The organism is Microbacterium plantarum (assembly GCF_035231185.1).
Lineage (GTDB): Bacteria > Actinomycetota > Actinomycetes > Actinomycetales > Microbacteriaceae > Microbacterium > Microbacterium plantarum.
In genome coordinates this window covers 1,247,664-1,264,160 of record NZ_CP141117.1, presented here as the reverse complement: position 1 = coordinate 1,264,160, position 16,497 = coordinate 1,247,664, and the positions used below count along the sequence as shown (strand labels likewise).

Below are 16,497 nucleotides of genomic sequence, written 5' to 3'. Positions count from 1 at the left end.
TCAGCTGAGCACCCACCTCACGGCTGGTCCGCGACGTCATACACGTCGCGGACCAGCCGTTTGTCGTCACGCCGAACCAGCACGACGACTTGCGCAGGCAGCGTCCCGGATGGGTCGTCGACGCGAACCACCTCGACCCCGCCCAGATCATCCAGGAGGTTCGCCTCTCGGGGGCCGGCGGACGTCGCGACGCCTTCCGGGAGCGCCGCATCCGGACGCTCCAGGATCGCCGCACGGCATTGCTCATCCTCCTCCCGCCAGCATCGCGCGAGTTCGTCGATGGCGCTCCCGACCGGGTCGGCCTCCTCGTCGTCTTCGGGCGCGTCGGAGACCGGCGCAGAAACCTCCTCCGCGGCGGGGACCGGCGCGGCCGACGTCTCCTGTGCTGCGTCATGCCTCGGCGTCGGGCGCATGATCGAGTCTTCGGGCACGTCTCGGGCCGAGGCGGATCCGTTGTCGCTCTCGCCACCCTCCGGCCACAGCAGACCCACCACGAGCGTCGTGGCGACCGCAGCGAGCGCGACCATCGGGACGCGTCGCCGCCCGGTCGCGGTTCCCCCGCTTTTGTCGTCGGCCTCGGCGCCATGGCCTCGCCGCCGGGCCGGGAGCCGGTCGGACACGCGTCGGACTGCGGCGCGCACCGAGCTGAGAACATCGGTCAGGCGCTCGACGACCTCGCCGTCGACGAGCCCGGCGGCAGCATCCCGTGCCAGCGGAGCCGGGCCCGGCCGGGCGCCGAGATGGCCAGCGGTGTCGTGCTCGCGAACGTTGCGCGCGGACGGAGATGACGCCGACACCGACACCGCGAACGGCTCCGGGGTCGCCACCGCGAAGAGGTCGTCCTCGAGGCCGGGCACCGTGAAAGGCAGCGTGACCCGGTCGCTCAGCGCCTCGTCGAGTCGGTCACGGATCCGCCGGGGCAGCACGGCGTCCGCGATCCGGTCGAGCACCAGCCGCGACGAGAGTTCCCATGCGCGGTCTCCGCTCGGCACGAGCACAGGTCGTCCCTGGGTCGTCGACCACCACTCCCCCTCGTGGCAGTCCGATTCCGCCGCTTCGGCCGCCCCTCGGAGGACGCTGACCGCAAGTGTCACCGCCTGGCCGGGCGTGAGGTCGAACGGCTGCTCACCACCGCACAGGCGTGTGTCGAGCAACGGCAGAATCGCCACGGTCGTCCCCGCGATCCGGTCCACGTCCTCGACGGCGAGCAGGTGACCGTCCGGCCGCGCCGCCCACACCGGACGCGGCACGTCCGCCGCAGAGACTCGGTACACCGCGCCGTCGGACGTCGCCAGGATCTCCCCGGCGAAAGGCACCTCCGGAGGCGCGACGCGGCGTAACGGAGTGGTGACGTCGAGATTGCCCGTTCGGATCATGGCCCCAGTCTCGCGATGGCGCCCGGCGCGCCTGCGACCTTCCGGTGCCGATGTGCACAGTGATCGCGCGACGGTGCCTGTGCAGGCGGAACGGGGCGGCCGAAAAGGTAGGCTGTGAGCATGTCGTCCCGCAGCACCGCACCCGAGAAGCGCCCCGGATTCTTCTCCCAGCTCCGCTCCCTCTTCACCTTCACGAAGGAGTACTACAGCTGGCTGCCGTGGCTGCTCATCGGCATCGTGGTCGTCGGCATCGGTCTCGGCGTCCTCGTGGGCTTCCTCATCCCGCCGGGAGCGATCTGGAGCATCATCCTGTGGGGCGTCACGGGTCTGCTCTTCGGCATCCTCGGCGCCATGATCACCATGACGCGACTGGCGACCCGGGCGATGTACAAGCGCATCGACGGGATGCCGGGAGCGACGGGGCACATCATCTCGACCAACCTCGGCCGAAAGTGGCAGGCTTCGGAGATGCCCGTCGGCGTGAACCCGAAGACTCAGGAAGCGGTCTACCGGGCCGTCGGCCGTGGCGGTGTCGTCATCATCGGCGAGGGTGCCCGCGGACGTCTGACGCGACTGATCAACGACGAGCGCAGCAAGGTCAAGCGCGTGGCCTCGGGTGTGCCGATCCACGTGCTGTACGTCGGCCACGGCGAGGACGAGGTCCCCATCGCCAAGCTCGCCCCCACCATCAAGGCGCTGCCGAAGGCGATCGACCGTACGACGATGGCGGCCGTCATCAAGCGCATCGAGTCCGTCTCGCAGTCGGTCACCTCGCTGCCGATCCCGAAGGGCGTCGACCCGATGAAGGCCCGCGCCCAGCGACCCCGCTGAGCTCCACCCGACCCGAGGCTGGTGGGATCAGGCCCGGACGAGGATCGTGCCGGCCGCCTTGTCGTGGAGGCCCCGCTGGTCGGGATCGAACACGACGGCGGGGATGACGAGGACGAGGAGCAGCGTCCGGATGATCGGACGCCAGAGGCCCGTCCAGCCGCCGTGCAGGAGCTCGAGGCGCAGGCCCACGATGCGGTGACCCGGGCTGCCCCCGATGAGCGGGATGAAGATGACCTGGAGCGCGGCGAAGACGGTGATCGGCGCGAACTGCGTCACTCCCGCCTCGCCCGGAAGAGCGAACTGGTTGAAACCGAGGAACGCGGTCGCGAGCAGCGTGGCCGCGGCGTAGTCGATCACCAGCGCCGCGAGCCGCCGTCCCAGGCGGCCGACGCTGCCGGGGCCGTACTCGGGACGCCCCAACCGCTCGCCGGGATAGGTGTTCTCGCGCAGGGGTTCGGGCACTCCCCCAGCCTAAACGGGGGCCGGCCGCGTAACATCCCGGAAACATCCGAGATACTGCCGGGCAACTGGATGCCGATAGGTTCGAAGAGGTCTGGATGACTCCAGGCTGTTCCTCACCCGATCTTGGAGACTCCATGTTCAAAGATTCTTCCGAGGTGCTCAAGTTCATCCAGGACGAGGACGTCAAGTTCCTCGACATCCGTTTCACGGACCTCCCTGGCGTGCAGCAGCACTTCAACATCCCGGCCTCGACCGTCGACGAGGAGTTCTTCACGGTCGGTCAGCTGTTCGACGGCTCGTCCATTCGCGGCTTCGCGAACATCCACGAGTCGGACATGCAGCTGATCCCGGACGTCTCGACGGCCTACGTCGACCCGTTCCGCGAGGCGAAGACGCTGATCATGATCTTCGACATCTACAACCCGCGCAACGGCGAGATCTACGCGAAGGACCCGCGCCAGGTCGCGAAGAAGGCCGAGAAGTACCTCGCTTCGACCGGTATCGCCGACACCGCGTTCTTCGCCCCCGAGGCGGAGTTCTACATCTTCGACGACGTCCGCTACGAAGTGAAGCAGAACTCGAGCTTCTACTCCGTCGACTCCGAAGAGGGCGCCTGGAACACCGGCCGCGTCGAAGAGGGCGGCAACCTCGCCAACAAGACCGCGTACAAGGGCGGCTACTTCCCCGTCTCGCCGGTCGACAAGACCGCCGACCTGCGCGACGACATCTCGCTCAAGCTCATCGAGTCGGGCCTCGTGCTCGAGCGCGCCCACCACGAGGTCGGCACCGGTGGACAGCAGGAGATCAACTACCGCTTCGACACCATGGTGCACTCGGCGGACGACATCCTGAAGTTCAAGTACATCGTCAAGAACACCGCCGAGATGTGGGGCAAGGTCGCGACCTTCATGCCCAAGCCCCTCTTCGGCGACAACGGCTCGGGCATGCACACCCACCAGTCGCTGTGGCTGAACGGCGAGCCCCTCTTCTACGACGAGAAGGGCTACGGCGGGCTCTCCGACATCGCGCGCTGGTACATCGGCGGCTTGCTCAAGCACGCTCCCGCGGTCCTGGCGTTCACCAACCCGACGCTCAACTCGTACAAGCGTCTCGTCAAGGGCTACGAGGCTCCGGTCAACCTGGTCTACTCGGCCGGCAACCGTTCGGCGGCCGTCCGCATCCCGATCACGGGCACCAACCCCAAGGCCAAGCGCATCGAGTTCCGCGCCCCGGACGCCTCGGGCAACCCGTACCTCGCCTTCGCCGCTCAGATGATGGCCGGCCTCGACGGCATCAAGAACCGCATCGAGCCGCACGAGCCGGTCGACAAGGACCTCTACGAGCTGCCGCCCGAGGAGGCCAAGAACATCCCGCAGGTTCCGAACTCGCTGCTCGACTCCCTCGAGGCGCTGCGCAACGACCACGAGTTCCTGCTGGCCGGCGGCGTCTTCACGCCCGAGCTGATCGAGACCTGGATCGAGTACAAGATCGAGAACGAGATCCAGCCGATCAACGCGCGTCCTCACCCCTACGAGTACGAGCTGTACTTCGGCGTCTGACGCACCAGCCGTGACGAGCCCCGTCGCCCGCTCTCCGAGCCGGGCGGCGGGGCGCCGTCATTTTCTGGAGCTTGCACAGCGGCGACAGCGAAGCGATCCTGATCGGGTGAATCTCACCGACATCCCCGGACCGTTCTTCCACGGTACGAAGGCGTCGCTGCGCGTCGGCGACCTGCTCACCCCGGGCTTCCCATCGAACTACCGCCCGGAGATCACGATGAACCACGTGTACTTCACAGCGCTGAAGGACGGCGCCGGTCTCGCGGCCGAGATCGCCCCAGTCCCGGGTGAGCCGCATGTCTACGTCGTCGAGCCCACCGGCGAGTTCGAGGACGACCCGAACGTCACCGACAAGAAGTTCCCCGGCAACCCCACGCGGTCGTACCGCTCTGCAGCTCCCCTGCGCGTCGTCGCCGAAGTCACCGATTGGACGCGGCTTTCGGCCGAGGCGCTGCAGACGTGGCGGGAACGCATCGATCGGATGGCGGCGGAACACGCCGAGATCATCAACTGACGAGCGTCACTCGGCCAGCCGCACGACCTCGGCGATGACCCGCGGGTGCGCGAGGATGCGGAAATGTCCTCCAGTCTCCAGCCGGACGTTGCGGGCGCCGTCGAGCTCGCTTCCACCCGGAATGTGAGGGTCGAATTCGCCGTAGACCGACACGATGTGCGGGTTGGGTGCGACTTCGCGCGCCAGCGCCAGAATCCCAGGCGCAGTCGGCGAGAACGCACGCAGCGTCGGCACGAGCATGAGCCGGCCGTAGACCGATCCGGCGAACGGACTCGCGACGGCGACCATCCCCCGGACCCGACCGCCGACGGCGGCATCCGCCATGACCTGCTTGCCGACGAGGCCGCCCTTGCTGTGCGCGACGATCACGACGTCGTCGACATCGTGCTGCTGCAGGTACTCCGCGACGTAGCGCGCGGCACGCGGCACCGGCCAGCGGTTCCGCCCCAACGCGGCGATCACATGAACCGGATGCCCGCGGTCGTGCAGCTCGGTGATCAGGGGCTGCAGGAAGCGCCACGTCTCGTAGACGCCGGGCAGCACCACGATGGGCGTGCCCTCCCCCGACCCGAAGTCACCGGGATCCGTCCGCGAGAAGAAGGCGCGAGCCTGCCAGACGACGGCGTAGGCGTAGTCCGCGATCCACCACGCGGCATTCCTCAGGGGGCGGAAGATCACGGGCCCTCTCCCGGGTCCCTCGACGCGGTCATCGCGAGGATGCCGCGGGCGACAGGTTCCGCCGCCGTGCGCTCGACGTGGTGGCCCTTACCCGGTACGACGAGGACGCTGCCCCGTGCCGTTCGGGCGGCGAGGCGCTCGACCCACGCGTCCCCCGCGATCGGGTCGCGGCCGCCGCGTACGAGAAGCGTCGGCACATTCAGCTGCGCCACGCGCTCCTCGATGGGATAGGCGAGCATGTGCCGGACCTGCGCGAAGAACCAGCGGGGGCCGGTGCGGAAGTAGTCGAGCGTGACGCGGGCGTTCACCCGGGGCGGCTCGAGCAGTCCATCGCGGGACAGTGCCAGGGCCTGCGCGCCGAGCGTGCGGTGGTGATCATCGACGACCGGGCCGATCAGGGCGAGCCCACTCACCAGATCCGGATGCCGCGACGCCGTCTCCACCGCCCACTGCACCCCCATCGAGTGCCCGACGAGCACAGCGGGTCCCGCGAGCACGCGGCCCAGCACCTCCGCCAGCGCATCCGACATTGCGGCGACCGGCACATTCCGACGCGGCGCCGGGAGGCCCGCGAAGCCGGGCAGATCAACGCTGTGCACCGATGCGCTCCGCGCGAGCAGCGGGTGCAGCCGGAGGAACGAGCGGTGCGACATCCCCACCCCGTGGAGAAGCACGATGTTCGGAGGCGACGCTTCAGTGGCGGAGCTCCAGACGCGGAACGCGAGCCCGTCGACGGAGATCCGCCGGGGCGACCATCCGACACGCTCCGGGCGAGGCAGCGTCGAGGTCGTCATCACCTCGTCAGGCTATGAGAGCCGTGAACCGAGTGCAGGCGACTTGACTTCGTGTCAACCACCGTGACCGGATGCCGACGCCGCGGTGGACTGCTGTCATGACCGATGCATCCCGTGACCAGCAGCCCATCGCCGACCCCGCCGCGCAGGACACCGATCGCGACGACACCTCGATCGTGCCCGATCTCGACACCGACCCCGTCGAGGCGGAGCAGAACCGGATTCCGAACGCCGAGCGCGGCGAGCGCTGACGCTCAATGCGTGCCGGCGCCTCCGGCATGCTGCGGTTCGCTGTGCCGGAGGCGCCGGATCACCGTGAGCACACCGACGATCACGAGCCCGGCGAGCAGCCCGGCGATCGCCGACACGGCCGTCTCGCCGATCCAGACGACCACACCGCCCGCGGCTTCGAGCAGGTGCTCCACCCCGTGCAGCAGGTCGAGGGTGAAGGTCACCCCAACCTCGCCGAGGTTCGCGAGCACGAGGTGACCGCCCACCCACAGCATCGCGACGGTGCCCACGACGCTGATCACGCGGAACACAGCGGGCATCGACCGGACGATCCGCATGCCGGTGTGCCGGACGCGAGATGACGCGTTCTTCGCCATCCGCAGGCCGATGTCGTCGATCTTCACCAGGAGCGCGACCGCTCCGTAGACGATTCCCGTCATGAGCAGGGCGATCACGGCCAGGACAGCGAGGGTCTGCCAGATGCCCATCCCCTCGTCGAGGTTCGAGAGCGAGATGAGCATGATCTCGGCTGAGAGGATGAGGTCGGTGCGGACAGCGCCGAGCACGAGCTTCTTCTCGTCGCGCGGGCCGTCGTCCTCCGCCCCGTGGTGCACCCCGAACCACTCCAGCACCTTCTCGGCTCCCTCGTAGCAGAGGAACATTCCACCGAGGATGAGAAGGAAGGGCAGCACAGCCGGCGCGAACGCGGTCAGCAGCAGCGCGACCGGAATGATGATGAGGAACTTGTTCGCGATCGAGCCGAGCGCGATCTTCCCCACGACCGGCAGTTCCCGAGCGGGCGTGATCCCCTGCACGTACTGGGGCGTCACCGCGGCATCGTCGATCACGACACCCGCCGACTTCGCGGAGGCGCGCAGCGCCGCGCTCAGGATGTCGTCGACGACAGCCAGCAGACCAACCGACATGTTTCCCCTTAGCCGTAGAAGAGCTTCTCGAACACGCGGCGGGCTTGACGCGCAGCGCGCATCCAATCCTCCTCCACGATGGTCGCCGATCGCGCCGGATACTCCAGCAAACGACCGATTCCGTCCAGGCGGCCACGATCGGTCGGCAGGACGTCGCTCGTCTGTCCCGACAGCAGGGTGTTCGCCGAGCGCAGCCGACTGGCCAGCCGCCATGCCGCAGCGAGCTTCTCCGCGGCATCCCGCGGGATGAGGTCGGCCTCTACTGCCGCCCCGAGTGCGGCGATCGTCGAGGTCGTGCGCAGGCCCGCTACGCGGTGAGCGTGCTCGAGCTGGATGAGCTGCACGAGCCATTCGACATCGCTCAGGCCCCCCGGACCGAGCTTGAGGTGCCGGGAGCGGTCCTGCCCCTGGGGCAGTCGCTCGCTCTCGACGCGCGCCTTGATACGCCGGATCTCGCGGAGGCCCTGAGGGTCGGGGGCCACCGGATAACGCAGGTCGTCGGCGAGGGCGAGGAAGCGATCGATGAGCGTCACACTGCCCGCCACGCCCCGAGCGCGCAGAAGCGCCTGCGCCTCCCACGACAGCGACCAGCGCCGGTAGTACTCCGCGTACGACTCCAGCGAGCGCACGAGTGGACCGTTGCGACCCTCGGGGCGCAGGCCCGCGTCGAGCTCGAGCGGCAGACGGTGATCCTCGGAGTATCGGCGCACGCCGTGAACGAGCTGGAGGGCGAGCTCCTGAGCCCGCTGCGCCGGCACCCCATTCGCGTCGAAGACGTAGATGATGTCGGCGTCCGATCCGAACCCGAGCTCGGCACCGCCGAAACGCCCCATCGCGATGACCGAGAAGTCGAGGCGGTCGTCCTCTGGCGGCACCACCTCGCGCCGCACGGCGCGCAGTGTCGCCTGAATGGTGACCTCCGTAATGGTGGTCAGGCCTTCGGCAAGCTCTTCGATCGACAGCTCGCCGACGACGGCCGCCATCGCCAGGCGCAGCAGCTCACGCCTCCGGAGGGCGCGAACCGCCGACATCGCGTCATCGATCGAGGCGTGTCGGGTCTGGATCGCGCGCGCCTCCTCCTGCAGCACGAATCCGGGTCGCGGCCGGAGCTGATCAGGCGAGTCGAGCCAGGCGATCGACTCGGGGATCCACTCCATCAGTTCGCCCACGTAGCGCGAGCCCGAGAGCAGGCGGGTGAGACGCTCGGCGGCGCCCGCCGAGTCGCGCAGCATCCGAAGGAACCACGGCGTGTTCCCCAGCCGTTCGCTGACGCGGCGGAACGCGAGCAGTCCGTAGTCCGGATCGACGCCATCGGCGAACCAGCGGATCATGACCGGCATGAGGTGTCGCTGGATGACGGCCTTGCGGCTGAGGCCGCTCGTCAGGGCGCCGATGTGCCGCAGCGCGCCCGCGGGATCACGGAACCCGATCGCGGCGAGACGGGCCTTCGCCGCGTCGGGCGAGAGCGTGTGCTCATCGGCGGGCAGCGCCGCGACGGCCGAGAGGAGCGGCCGGTAGAACAGCCGCACGTGGATCTCACGCACCTCGCGCTTGATCTCCTCCCACACCGCGACGACCCGGTCGCCGCCGTCGCCGATGCGCGACGAGCGCGCGAGCGTTCGCAGCGCCGCCCCGTCCTCGGGCATGAGATGGGTCCGGCGCAGCTCGCGCAGCTGCAGCCTGTGCTCCATGACACGCAGACGCCGGTAGTCGAATGCGAAGCGTGACGCGTCCTCGCGTCCGATGTACCCCTCCGACACGAGCGCGTCGAGGGCGTCCAGAGTCGACCGTTCCCGGATGCGGTCATCGGAGGCGCCGTGCACGAGTTGCAGCAGCTGGACGGTGAACTCGACATCGCGGATGCCGCCCGGTCCGAGCTTGAGCTGCCGCGCGACCTCGCCCGGTGGGATGTGGTCGGTCACCCGCTCGCGCATCTTCTGCACGCTCTCGACGAAGTTCTCGCGAGCCGCGCTCGCCCACACCATCGGCTGGACAGCGTCGACGTACTGCTCCCCCAGCTCCGGGTCGCCGGCGAGCGGCCGCGCCTTGAGCAGAGCCTGGAACTCCCAGCTCTTCGCCCAGCGGTCGTAGTAGGCGACGTGCGACTCGAGGGTGCGCACGAGTGCCCCCTGCTTCCCCTCGGGCCGCAGGTTCGGGTCGACCTCCCACAGGGGCGGCTCGACCTCCACCTCCGAGATGCCCCGCATCGTCTGGATCGCGAGTCTCGTCGCGATCTCGACGGCCTGCGACTCCGAGACGACGGCTTCGTCGGCTGATCCGCCGACGAAGATGACGTCGACGTCGCTGACGTAGTTCAGCTCACGCGCCCCGGACTTGCCCATCCCGATGATCGCGAGGCGAGTCGCGGCGACGGCGTCGCGCTCGGAACGCGCCGCGCCGGGGACGCCGGCGACGAGCCTGCTGCGCGCGACGGCGAGAGACGCCTCGAGGGCGGCACCGGCAGCGTCGGCGAGGGCCGCAGCGACCGCGTGCAGGATGATCGTCGGGTCGGATGCCGCGAGGTCGAACCGTGCGATGCGCGCCAGCATCCGGCGGTATCGCACCCGCAGCGCGACCCAGGCCTCGTCACCCCAGGAGGCCGCGAAGCCGTCCTCGGCGCCGACGGCATCCAGCATCTGCGCGCTCAGCTCGTCGCGTGTGGGAAGTCCGTCGCCGTCGGAGGCGAGATCGGCGAGCTCCTCGGGATGCCGCAGGTAGAAGTCGGCCAGCCCGAGCGACGCGCCGAGCACCGACCACACCGCCGCAGGCCGCCGTCGCAGCGTGTCGGTGACGATCTCGGCAGCCCGGCGGGCGATGCGCAGCAGCGCCGCCACCGCTCCGTCGGGGTCCGCCGCCAGCTCCGCCGATCCGACGAGCTCCTCGCGCTCGATGCCGGTCAGCTCGGCGAGCTCGGCGAGGTCGGCATCCGCGCGCGCGAGGTCATCGAAGCCCGCCCGGGCCAGCCCCGTCAGCCCGGTCGAACGAGGTGACCGGGTCATGGCCTCAGAGCATCTCCAGGTTGCTCTTGAGCTCGAACGGCGTCACCTGGGCGCGGTAGTTCTGCCACTCGCGACGCTTGTTCAACAGCACGTAGTTGAACACCTGCTCGCCGAGCGTCTCGGCGACGAGCTCGGACTCCTCCATGTACTCGAGAGCGTGATCGAGGCTCGCGGGAAGCGGCGCGTAACCGAGGGCCCGACGCTCCGAATCGGTGAGCGACCAGACATTGTCCTCGGCCTCGGCGGGAAGCTCGTAGCCCTCTTCGATGCCCTTCAGTCCCGCTGCGAGCAGCAGTGCGTAGGCAAGGTACGGGTTGGCAGCCGAGTCGAGCGCACGATACTCCACGCGGGACGACTGGCTCTTGTTCGGCTTGTACATGGGCACGCGCACGAGCGCCGAGCGGTTGTTGTGACCCCACGTGATGAAGCTGGGGGCCTCGTCGCCGCCCCACAGACGCTTGTACGAGTTCACGAACTGGTTGGTGACCGCCGAGATCTCGTTGGCGTGACGGAGGAGACCGGCGATGAACTGTCGACCGGTCTGCGAGAGCTGGTACTGCGCACCCTCTTCGTAGAACGCGTTCACGTCGCCCTCGAAGAGCGACATGTGGGTGTGCATACCGCTGCCCGGGTGGCCGCTGAGGGGCTTCGGCATGAAGGTCGCGTAGACACCCTGCTCGATCGCCACTTCCTTGATGACGGTCCGGAAGGTCATGATGTTGTCGGCCGTCGCGAGGGCGTCGGCGTAGCGCAGGTCGATCTCGTTCTGGCCCGGGCCGCCCTCGTGGTGGCTGTACTCGACCGAGATGCCGAGGTCTTCGAGCATCCGCACCGAGCGCCGGCGGAAGTCATGCGCCGTGCCGCCGGGGACGTTGTCGAAGTAGCCGGCTGAGTCGACCGGCTCGGGACCGTCTGGCCCGTACGACGACGACTTCAGCAGGTAGAACTCGATCTCGGGGTGCGTGTAGAAGGTGAACCCGGCGTCCGCGGCCTTCGCGAGGGTCCGCTTGAGCACGTTGCGCGGGTCGGCGACGGCGGGCTGGCCGTCCGGCGTCGTGATGTCGCAGAACATCCGAGCGGTGGGGTCGATCTCGCCGCGCCAGGGCAGGAGCTGGAACGTCGTCGGGTCGGGGTGCGCGAGCAGGTCCGACTCGTAGCTTCGGGTCAGTCCCTCGATGGCCGAGCCATCGAAGCCCAGGCCCTCCGCGAAAGCACCCTCGACCTCTGCCGGGGCGATCGCGACCGACTTCAGGGTGCCGATCACATCGGTGAACCAGAGCCGCACGAATTTGACGCCGCGCTCCTCGATCGTTCGCAGTACGAAGTCCCGCTGCTTGTCCATCGCGTCCTCTCCGAGACAGGGTCGGATCCCAGACTACTGGCGGCGAGCGCCCTCCGACGGCGGCGTGCCCCAGTCGTCCTCCCGAGCCTCATCCTCGCGCCATGCCTGCGCACGTTGCGCCATGATCTGCGGAGCCCGCGCTGCTTCCTCGGCGGAGGCGAAAGGGCCGGCACGATCGGCGCCCGGCGACTGCTTGCCGTGCTCCACCTCGTGCGTCGTGAGGTTGTACCAGTACTCGTCGTGGCTCTCGGGCATGGTCGCTCCAGACTGCGCCTGCGGTGGCGCTCAGCCCGAGCCTAATCCGACCGGCTCGCGCTCGATAGGCTGAGCCGTATGAGTGCGAGTGCGACGCGGGCCGTCGGAGTGGACATCGGCGGAACCGGCATCAAGGGAGCCGTCGTCGACCTGTCGACGGGCGAGCTCCTGACCGATCGGATCAAGGTCGCCACGCCCCACGGGGCAGAGCCCGAAGACGTCCTCGATGCCGTCAAGGTCGTGCTCGACCGACTGGAGGTGACCGACGCGGGCGACGTGCCGCTCGGCGTGGCCTTCCCCGCGATCGTGAAGAACGGCCGCACCCTCTCGGCGGCCAACGTCGCAGACACCTGGATCGATTTCGAAGCCGAGAGCTTCTTCGAGAAGGGCCTCGGCCGTCAGATCCACTTCGCCAATGACGCGGATGTCGCCGGCGTCGCCGAGCTGCGTTACGGCGCCGCGCGCGACCAGGATGGGCTCGTCATCCTGACGACGCTCGGCACCGGCATCGGCTCGGCCATGATCTACCACGGCGTGCTCATCCCGAACTCCGAGCTCGGGCACGTGCACCGGGCGAAACACGGCAAGGATGCCGAGGCCTGGGCCGCGTACTCGGCGATGGAGCGCGACGAGCTCGACTGGCCCGAGTGGGCCGAGCGCCTGCAGTGGTACTACAGCCACATCGAGTTCCTCTTCTCCCCCGATCTCTTCGTCGTGGGCGGTGGAGTGTCCAAGCATGCCGACAAGTTCCTGCCGCTGCTCGACTTGAAGACGCCGATCGTGCCCGCCGTCCACCGCAACAACGCCGGCATCATCGGCGCAGCGGCCCTCGCGCTCGCGGGCGAACGCCCCGGTGTCCTCGACGAGACGACGGAAGACCTCGCCGGCACGACCGCCCACTGACCCCGCACGGCGAGGTCTCGCCGGCAGCTGCGGCTTCGGGCGCACTTCCGCGCATCCCGCGCGCTTCAAGCCGCGCCTGATGCGCGGAAGTGCGCCTGACGTGAAGCGGGGTTAGGCGAATGGGCCGGCCTGTACGCCGGGCTCTGTGGCCGGGCATAACGGCCCTGCGCCCACGCTGTAGCTGAGCGTTCGTCACGCTGTGCGCGTCCCCGGGAGCAGAAATCGGACGATGCGACACCACCGAGCGACGATACGCCGAGCGGAAGAGACCTACGCGCTCAGCCATGACCGCGGGGGTGCGAGATCAGGAGGCGATGAGCTTGTTTGACTTAGAACGGTTGCAACGCCAACAGAGCGTCTGCAGGTTCTCCTCAACCGTCATCCCGCCGCGCGACACAGGGACGATGTGGTCGACTTCCAGGAGGAGATTCGGTTCGACCCGAACGGACGCGCCACAGCTCTTGCATGCCCATCCGTCGCGATCCTTGATGTAGGCGCGGAGCCTGGCAGTCATCAGCGCCCGCTGCCCCGCGGCAGACTTCCGGAACCTGATCGACTGAGCGAGGAACTCGACCATCGCGTCGATCGCCGGAGTGTCCAACTTCACCGTGGTGCGCTGGGAGCTGTTGCCGCCAGCGCTCACATACTCGAATCGGTACTCCGGGTAGGGAACGGACACAGGCGACAACTTGACGCCGACCTGCGACATGAACTCGTCCGCGAAGTACCTCATGATGAACGGAGGCGGGCTAACTACGCCCACGATCTGCGACTCGCGGGCCCGAAGGTTTGCTACTGCCGCTTCGAGGCTCGCGATACTCTCCCCCAGCGTCTCGACGTCGGCGAGCGTGTCCTCGTCTGCTTTAATGTCAAAGTACTTAGTTACGTACTTGATCGGGTTGCTCGCGGCGTTTCTGACCAACTGCAGCGAGCAGTTGTGCACGTTACTCGCCGCGTACTCCGCGACATTGCGGTCCCGTCGATAGTTGTGGGCGCTGGTGTTCTCAAACGTGGCGAGGTGCGCGTGCCGCCCCGTTCCCGTGGCGCCGACCTCAAAGGACCCGCGATCCCGAATCTCGGCGACGTACTGGGTGACCTCGTTGTGTTCATAAGTGAGCGCCGCTATCTCCGCCTTATGCGCAGCGAAATCCTCACTGGCGAAGTACCTACGCTTGCGCATCTCGCGAACAATGCTCGGCGTTTTCCAAGCAATCACCGCGATGATCGCCGCGGGAATCGCGAGGTACCAGAAGTTCACTAGCAAAGAGATGATCAAGACGATCGCGAAAAATATGATGACGTACTGCACCTTAAGGCTCCCCCCAAGCTCAGGTATTGCGCTCATTTAGCATAGCCGCTAAATCGCGCTGCCTAGCATCGATGATTCCACCCACACTGAGATTCAGGTCCCAGGTTCGCGCTTCTCGATAGCGAGGATAGGACGCACTCAGGAAGCATGGCGCTGCCTCGCGGCATCCGTACTCGCGCCTGATGCGGGGAAGTGCGTCTAACGCGGGCGCGGGTCGAGGCGGTTAGGCGAATGGGCCGGCCTGTACGCCGGGTTCTGTCCGGGGGCGTGAGCCCCGTGGACGGCCATCTCTCTCGGCGACACGTTGCCGTGCCGCTCCAGCGGTCTACCCGGGGACTCGGCGGACCGCGTCAACATCCCCTGTCTGACCTTGCTCCGGACGAGGTTTACCGTGCGAGTCGTGTCACCACGACCCCGGTGGTCTCTTACACCACCCTTTCACCCTTACCGGCGCGGACGCCGGCGGTCTGCTTTCTGTGGCACTGTCTCGCGGATCACTCCGGGTGGGCGTTACCCACCGTCCTGTCCTGTGGAGCCCGGACGTTCCTCGGTGCGGTTGCCCGCCACGCGACCGTCCAGCCGACCCATTCGCCCGTCGAGTCTACCGGCGGGCCCACCCACGCCCGTCGTCAGCTCTTGTCGGCGGATGCCGCGATGCGCACGTCCAGCAGAAAGTCGAGGGGGAACGAGCCGAAGAGCAGTCGTCCTGCCGCGTCTGCGGCCTCGCGGACGGCTGCCGCGGCGGACTCGGCGTGCTCGACCGGGGTGTGCACGATGATCTCGTCGTGGAGGAAGAACGCGAGGTGCGCGCGCCCCGTGACGGGGTGGTCTCCGACGCTCGGAAAAGCCGCGAGGCGCTGCCGGAGGTCGGCGAGCCAGGCGAGCGCCCATTCGGCCGCCGTCCCCTGAACGACGAAGTTTCGGGTGAAGCGGCCGCGCTCGCGCGCCCGTGATCGCGCGAGCGTCTTGATGGCATCGGATGCCTCGGGCTCGGCGGCATCCGCTTGGAGCTCGCGCCACGCCGCGGACGGCGCCGGGCTGGTGCGACCGAGCAGCGTGCGCACCGAGCCGCCCTCCTCTCCCACGCGCGCCGCGTCATCGACGAGGGCCATCGCGCGCGGGTACGCGCGGCGCAACGACGGCACCAGCCGCCCGCTGTCTCCGGTCGTCGCGCCGTACATCGCGCCGAGCAGCGCCATCTTCGCCTCCTGACGCGAGGGCACGGTGCCGCGGGCGACGATGCCCTCGTAGAGGTCGCGCCCCCGCGCGGCATCGGCGAGGGCGAGGTCGCCGGACATCGCCGCGAGGATGCGCGGCTCGAGCTGAGCGACGTCCGCGACCACCAGCTGCCATCCGGGGTCGGCTCGCACCGCGGGGCGCAGCATCCGCGGCAGCTGCAGCGCTCCCCCGCCGGACGACGCCCAGCGGCCCGTGACGACCCCTCCCGGCACGTAGACCGGACGGAACCGGTCGGTCGGGATCCATTCGTCCATCCACGCCCAGCCATTGGCGCTCAACAGCCGCATCGCGCGCTTGTAGGCCAGAAGCGGCTCGATGACCGGGTGCTCGTGACGTCGGAGCTCCCACTTGCTCGTCGACTCGACGAGCACACCCACCCGGTGCAGCGAGCGCAGCAGGCGCGGCTGCGAGTCGAGGCTCGCGGTCGGGTCGCCGAGCGCCTTCCGCACCCGGTCGGCCAAGTCGCGCACGAGGCTCGGAAGCTCACCCGGTCGCGGACGGGGGCCCAGCGCGTCCGCGAGGATCGCGTCGTGCACCTCGCGACTCCACGGGACACCGGCGCCATGCAGTTCGACCGCGACGAGCGCTCCGGCGGACTCCGCGGCCGTCAGCAGCCGCAGACGACCGGGGTCGGTCGCGCTCTCGATCGCCCGGGCCTGACGCGCGAACTCCGCCAGCGTCGCGTCGAGGTCATGCGGAAGGGCGTCGGCAGCCGGCTCGAGCGAGAAGAGGACGTCGCGGTCAGACACCGGGTCTTCGGGCGCGGCGTCCCAGGAGGTCGCGGCCCGCAGCTGTGCCGGTTCCGTGACGAGCGAGCTATCACGGAGGATCGCATGGCACAGGCGCAGGTCGTGACACCGCGCCACCCGGACGCCGGCGGCCAGGATGTCGTGGTACCAGGCCGTGGTGTCGGACCAGATCCACCGCGCATCGGGGTCGGCTGCGATCTCACCCGCCAGCTCGCCGGCGGCGACACGGCCGCGCTCGATCACCGCGCCGGCGGCATCCACCACCGCGATGTCGACGTCTCCGTCATTGCGGCGTCCCACCGCGCGCCACCGGGCGCGCGGTGTGGTCAT

The 16,497-nt window shown here is 68.7% G+C and carries 15 protein-coding genes and 1 other RNA gene; 5 read left to right on the top strand and 11 right to left on the bottom strand.

Annotated elements, in window-relative coordinates:
- Positions 1-17: 17 nt before the first annotated feature.
- Positions 18-1,376: a hypothetical protein gene (locus VC184_RS06025; RefSeq protein ID WP_323987537.1), complete on the bottom strand. Its 1,359-nt coding sequence runs from the start codon at positions 1,374-1,376 to the stop codon at positions 18-20.
- 120 nt (positions 1,377-1,496) lie between these two features.
- On the opposite strand from VC184_RS06025, the gene VC184_RS06020 reads away from it, so the two are divergent.
- On the top strand, positions 1,497-2,207 hold the full coding sequence (locus tag VC184_RS06020; protein ID WP_112614144.1) for a DUF4191 domain-containing protein: 711 nt from the start codon (positions 1,497-1,499) through the stop codon (positions 2,205-2,207).
- A gap of 27 nt (positions 2,208-2,234) precedes the next feature.
- Here VC184_RS06020 and VC184_RS06015 read toward each other — a convergent pair whose 3' ends face one another.
- On the bottom strand, positions 2,235-2,669 hold the full coding sequence (locus VC184_RS06015; protein WP_240309658.1) for an RDD family protein: 435 nt from the start codon (positions 2,667-2,669) through the stop codon (positions 2,235-2,237).
- A 134-nt stretch (positions 2,670-2,803) separates the two neighbouring features.
- Here VC184_RS06015 and glnA (VC184_RS06010) point away from each other — a divergent pair, with 134 nt between their 5' ends.
- Together glnA (VC184_RS06010) and arr are read left to right on the top strand one after the other, a co-directional pair.
- On the top strand, positions 2,804-4,228 hold the full coding sequence (glnA, locus tag VC184_RS06010; RefSeq protein WP_023951345.1) for a type I glutamate--ammonia ligase: 1,425 nt from the start codon (positions 2,804-2,806) through the stop codon (positions 4,226-4,228).
- A gap of 106 nt (positions 4,229-4,334) precedes the next feature.
- Complete coding sequence (gene arr / locus VC184_RS06005; RefSeq protein ID WP_323987536.1) at positions 4,335-4,742, top strand: NAD(+)--rifampin ADP-ribosyltransferase; 408 nt, start codon at positions 4,335-4,337, stop codon at positions 4,740-4,742.
- 6 nt (positions 4,743-4,748) lie between these two features.
- On the opposite strand, the gene VC184_RS06000 is transcribed toward arr, so the two are convergent.
- Positions 4,749-5,420 (bottom strand): esterase/lipase family protein, encoded by a 672-nt coding sequence (locus tag VC184_RS06000; RefSeq protein WP_407667131.1) that lies wholly within the window; start codon positions 5,418-5,420, stop codon positions 4,749-4,751.
- Complete coding sequence (locus VC184_RS05995) at positions 5,417-6,214, bottom strand: alpha/beta fold hydrolase (protein WP_323987723.1); 798 nt, start codon at positions 6,212-6,214, stop codon at positions 5,417-5,419. The genes VC184_RS06000 and VC184_RS05995 overlap by 4 nt, the downstream gene beginning before the upstream one ends.
- Before the next feature lie 98 nt (positions 6,215-6,312).
- Here VC184_RS05995 and VC184_RS05990 point away from each other — a divergent pair, with 98 nt between their 5' ends.
- The gene (locus VC184_RS05990; RefSeq protein ID WP_269266545.1) at positions 6,313-6,465 is read left to right on the top strand and encodes a hypothetical protein; all 153 of its coding nucleotides are present in this window, start codon (positions 6,313-6,315) and stop codon (positions 6,463-6,465) included.
- A 3-nt stretch (positions 6,466-6,468) separates the two neighbouring features.
- Here VC184_RS05990 and VC184_RS05985 read toward each other — a convergent pair whose 3' ends face one another.
- From VC184_RS05985 to VC184_RS05970, 4 genes are read right to left on the bottom strand one after another with little or no spacing between them, the layout of a single operon-like run.
- Positions 6,469-7,371 carry a DUF808 domain-containing protein gene (locus tag VC184_RS05985; protein WP_323987535.1) on the bottom strand — a complete coding sequence of 301 codons (903 nt, stop codon included), beginning with the start codon at positions 7,369-7,371 and terminating at the stop codon, positions 6,469-6,471.
- An 8-nt stretch (positions 7,372-7,379) separates the two neighbouring features.
- Entirely contained in the window at positions 7,380-10,370 is a 2,991-nt protein-coding gene (locus VC184_RS05980) for a bifunctional [glutamine synthetase] adenylyltransferase/[glutamine synthetase]-adenylyl-L-tyrosine phosphorylase (protein WP_323987534.1), read from the bottom strand.
- A gap of 4 nt (positions 10,371-10,374) precedes the next feature.
- Entirely contained in the window at positions 10,375-11,712 is a 1,338-nt protein-coding gene (gene glnA, locus VC184_RS05975) for a type I glutamate--ammonia ligase (protein ID WP_064956796.1), read from the bottom strand.
- A 33-nt stretch (positions 11,713-11,745) separates the two neighbouring features.
- Complete coding sequence (locus VC184_RS05970; RefSeq protein WP_114587856.1) at positions 11,746-11,967, bottom strand: SPOR domain-containing protein; 222 nt, start codon at positions 11,965-11,967, stop codon at positions 11,746-11,748.
- Positions 11,968-12,045: 78 nt separating this feature from the next.
- On the opposite strand from VC184_RS05970, the gene ppgK reads away from it, so the two are divergent.
- Complete coding sequence (ppgK, locus tag VC184_RS05965; protein WP_323987533.1) at positions 12,046-12,870, top strand: polyphosphate--glucose phosphotransferase; 825 nt, start codon at positions 12,046-12,048, stop codon at positions 12,868-12,870.
- Positions 12,871-13,174: 304 nt separating this feature from the next.
- On the opposite strand, the gene VC184_RS05960 is transcribed toward ppgK, so the two are convergent.
- The 3 genes from VC184_RS05960 to VC184_RS05950 form a co-directional block, all read right to left on the bottom strand.
- A complete protein-coding gene (locus VC184_RS05960) occupies positions 13,175-14,215 on the bottom strand; it encodes an HNH endonuclease (RefSeq protein ID WP_274177677.1) in 1,041 nt (346 codons plus the stop codon).
- 192 nt (positions 14,216-14,407) lie between these two features.
- An RNA gene (gene rnpB / locus VC184_RS05955) (RNase P RNA component class A) lies at positions 14,408-14,766 on the bottom strand.
- Between the two features lie 42 nt (positions 14,767-14,808).
- Positions 14,809-16,497: a bifunctional 3'-5' exonuclease/DNA polymerase gene (locus tag VC184_RS05950; RefSeq protein ID WP_274177676.1), complete on the bottom strand. Its 1,689-nt coding sequence runs from the start codon at positions 16,495-16,497 to the stop codon at positions 14,809-14,811.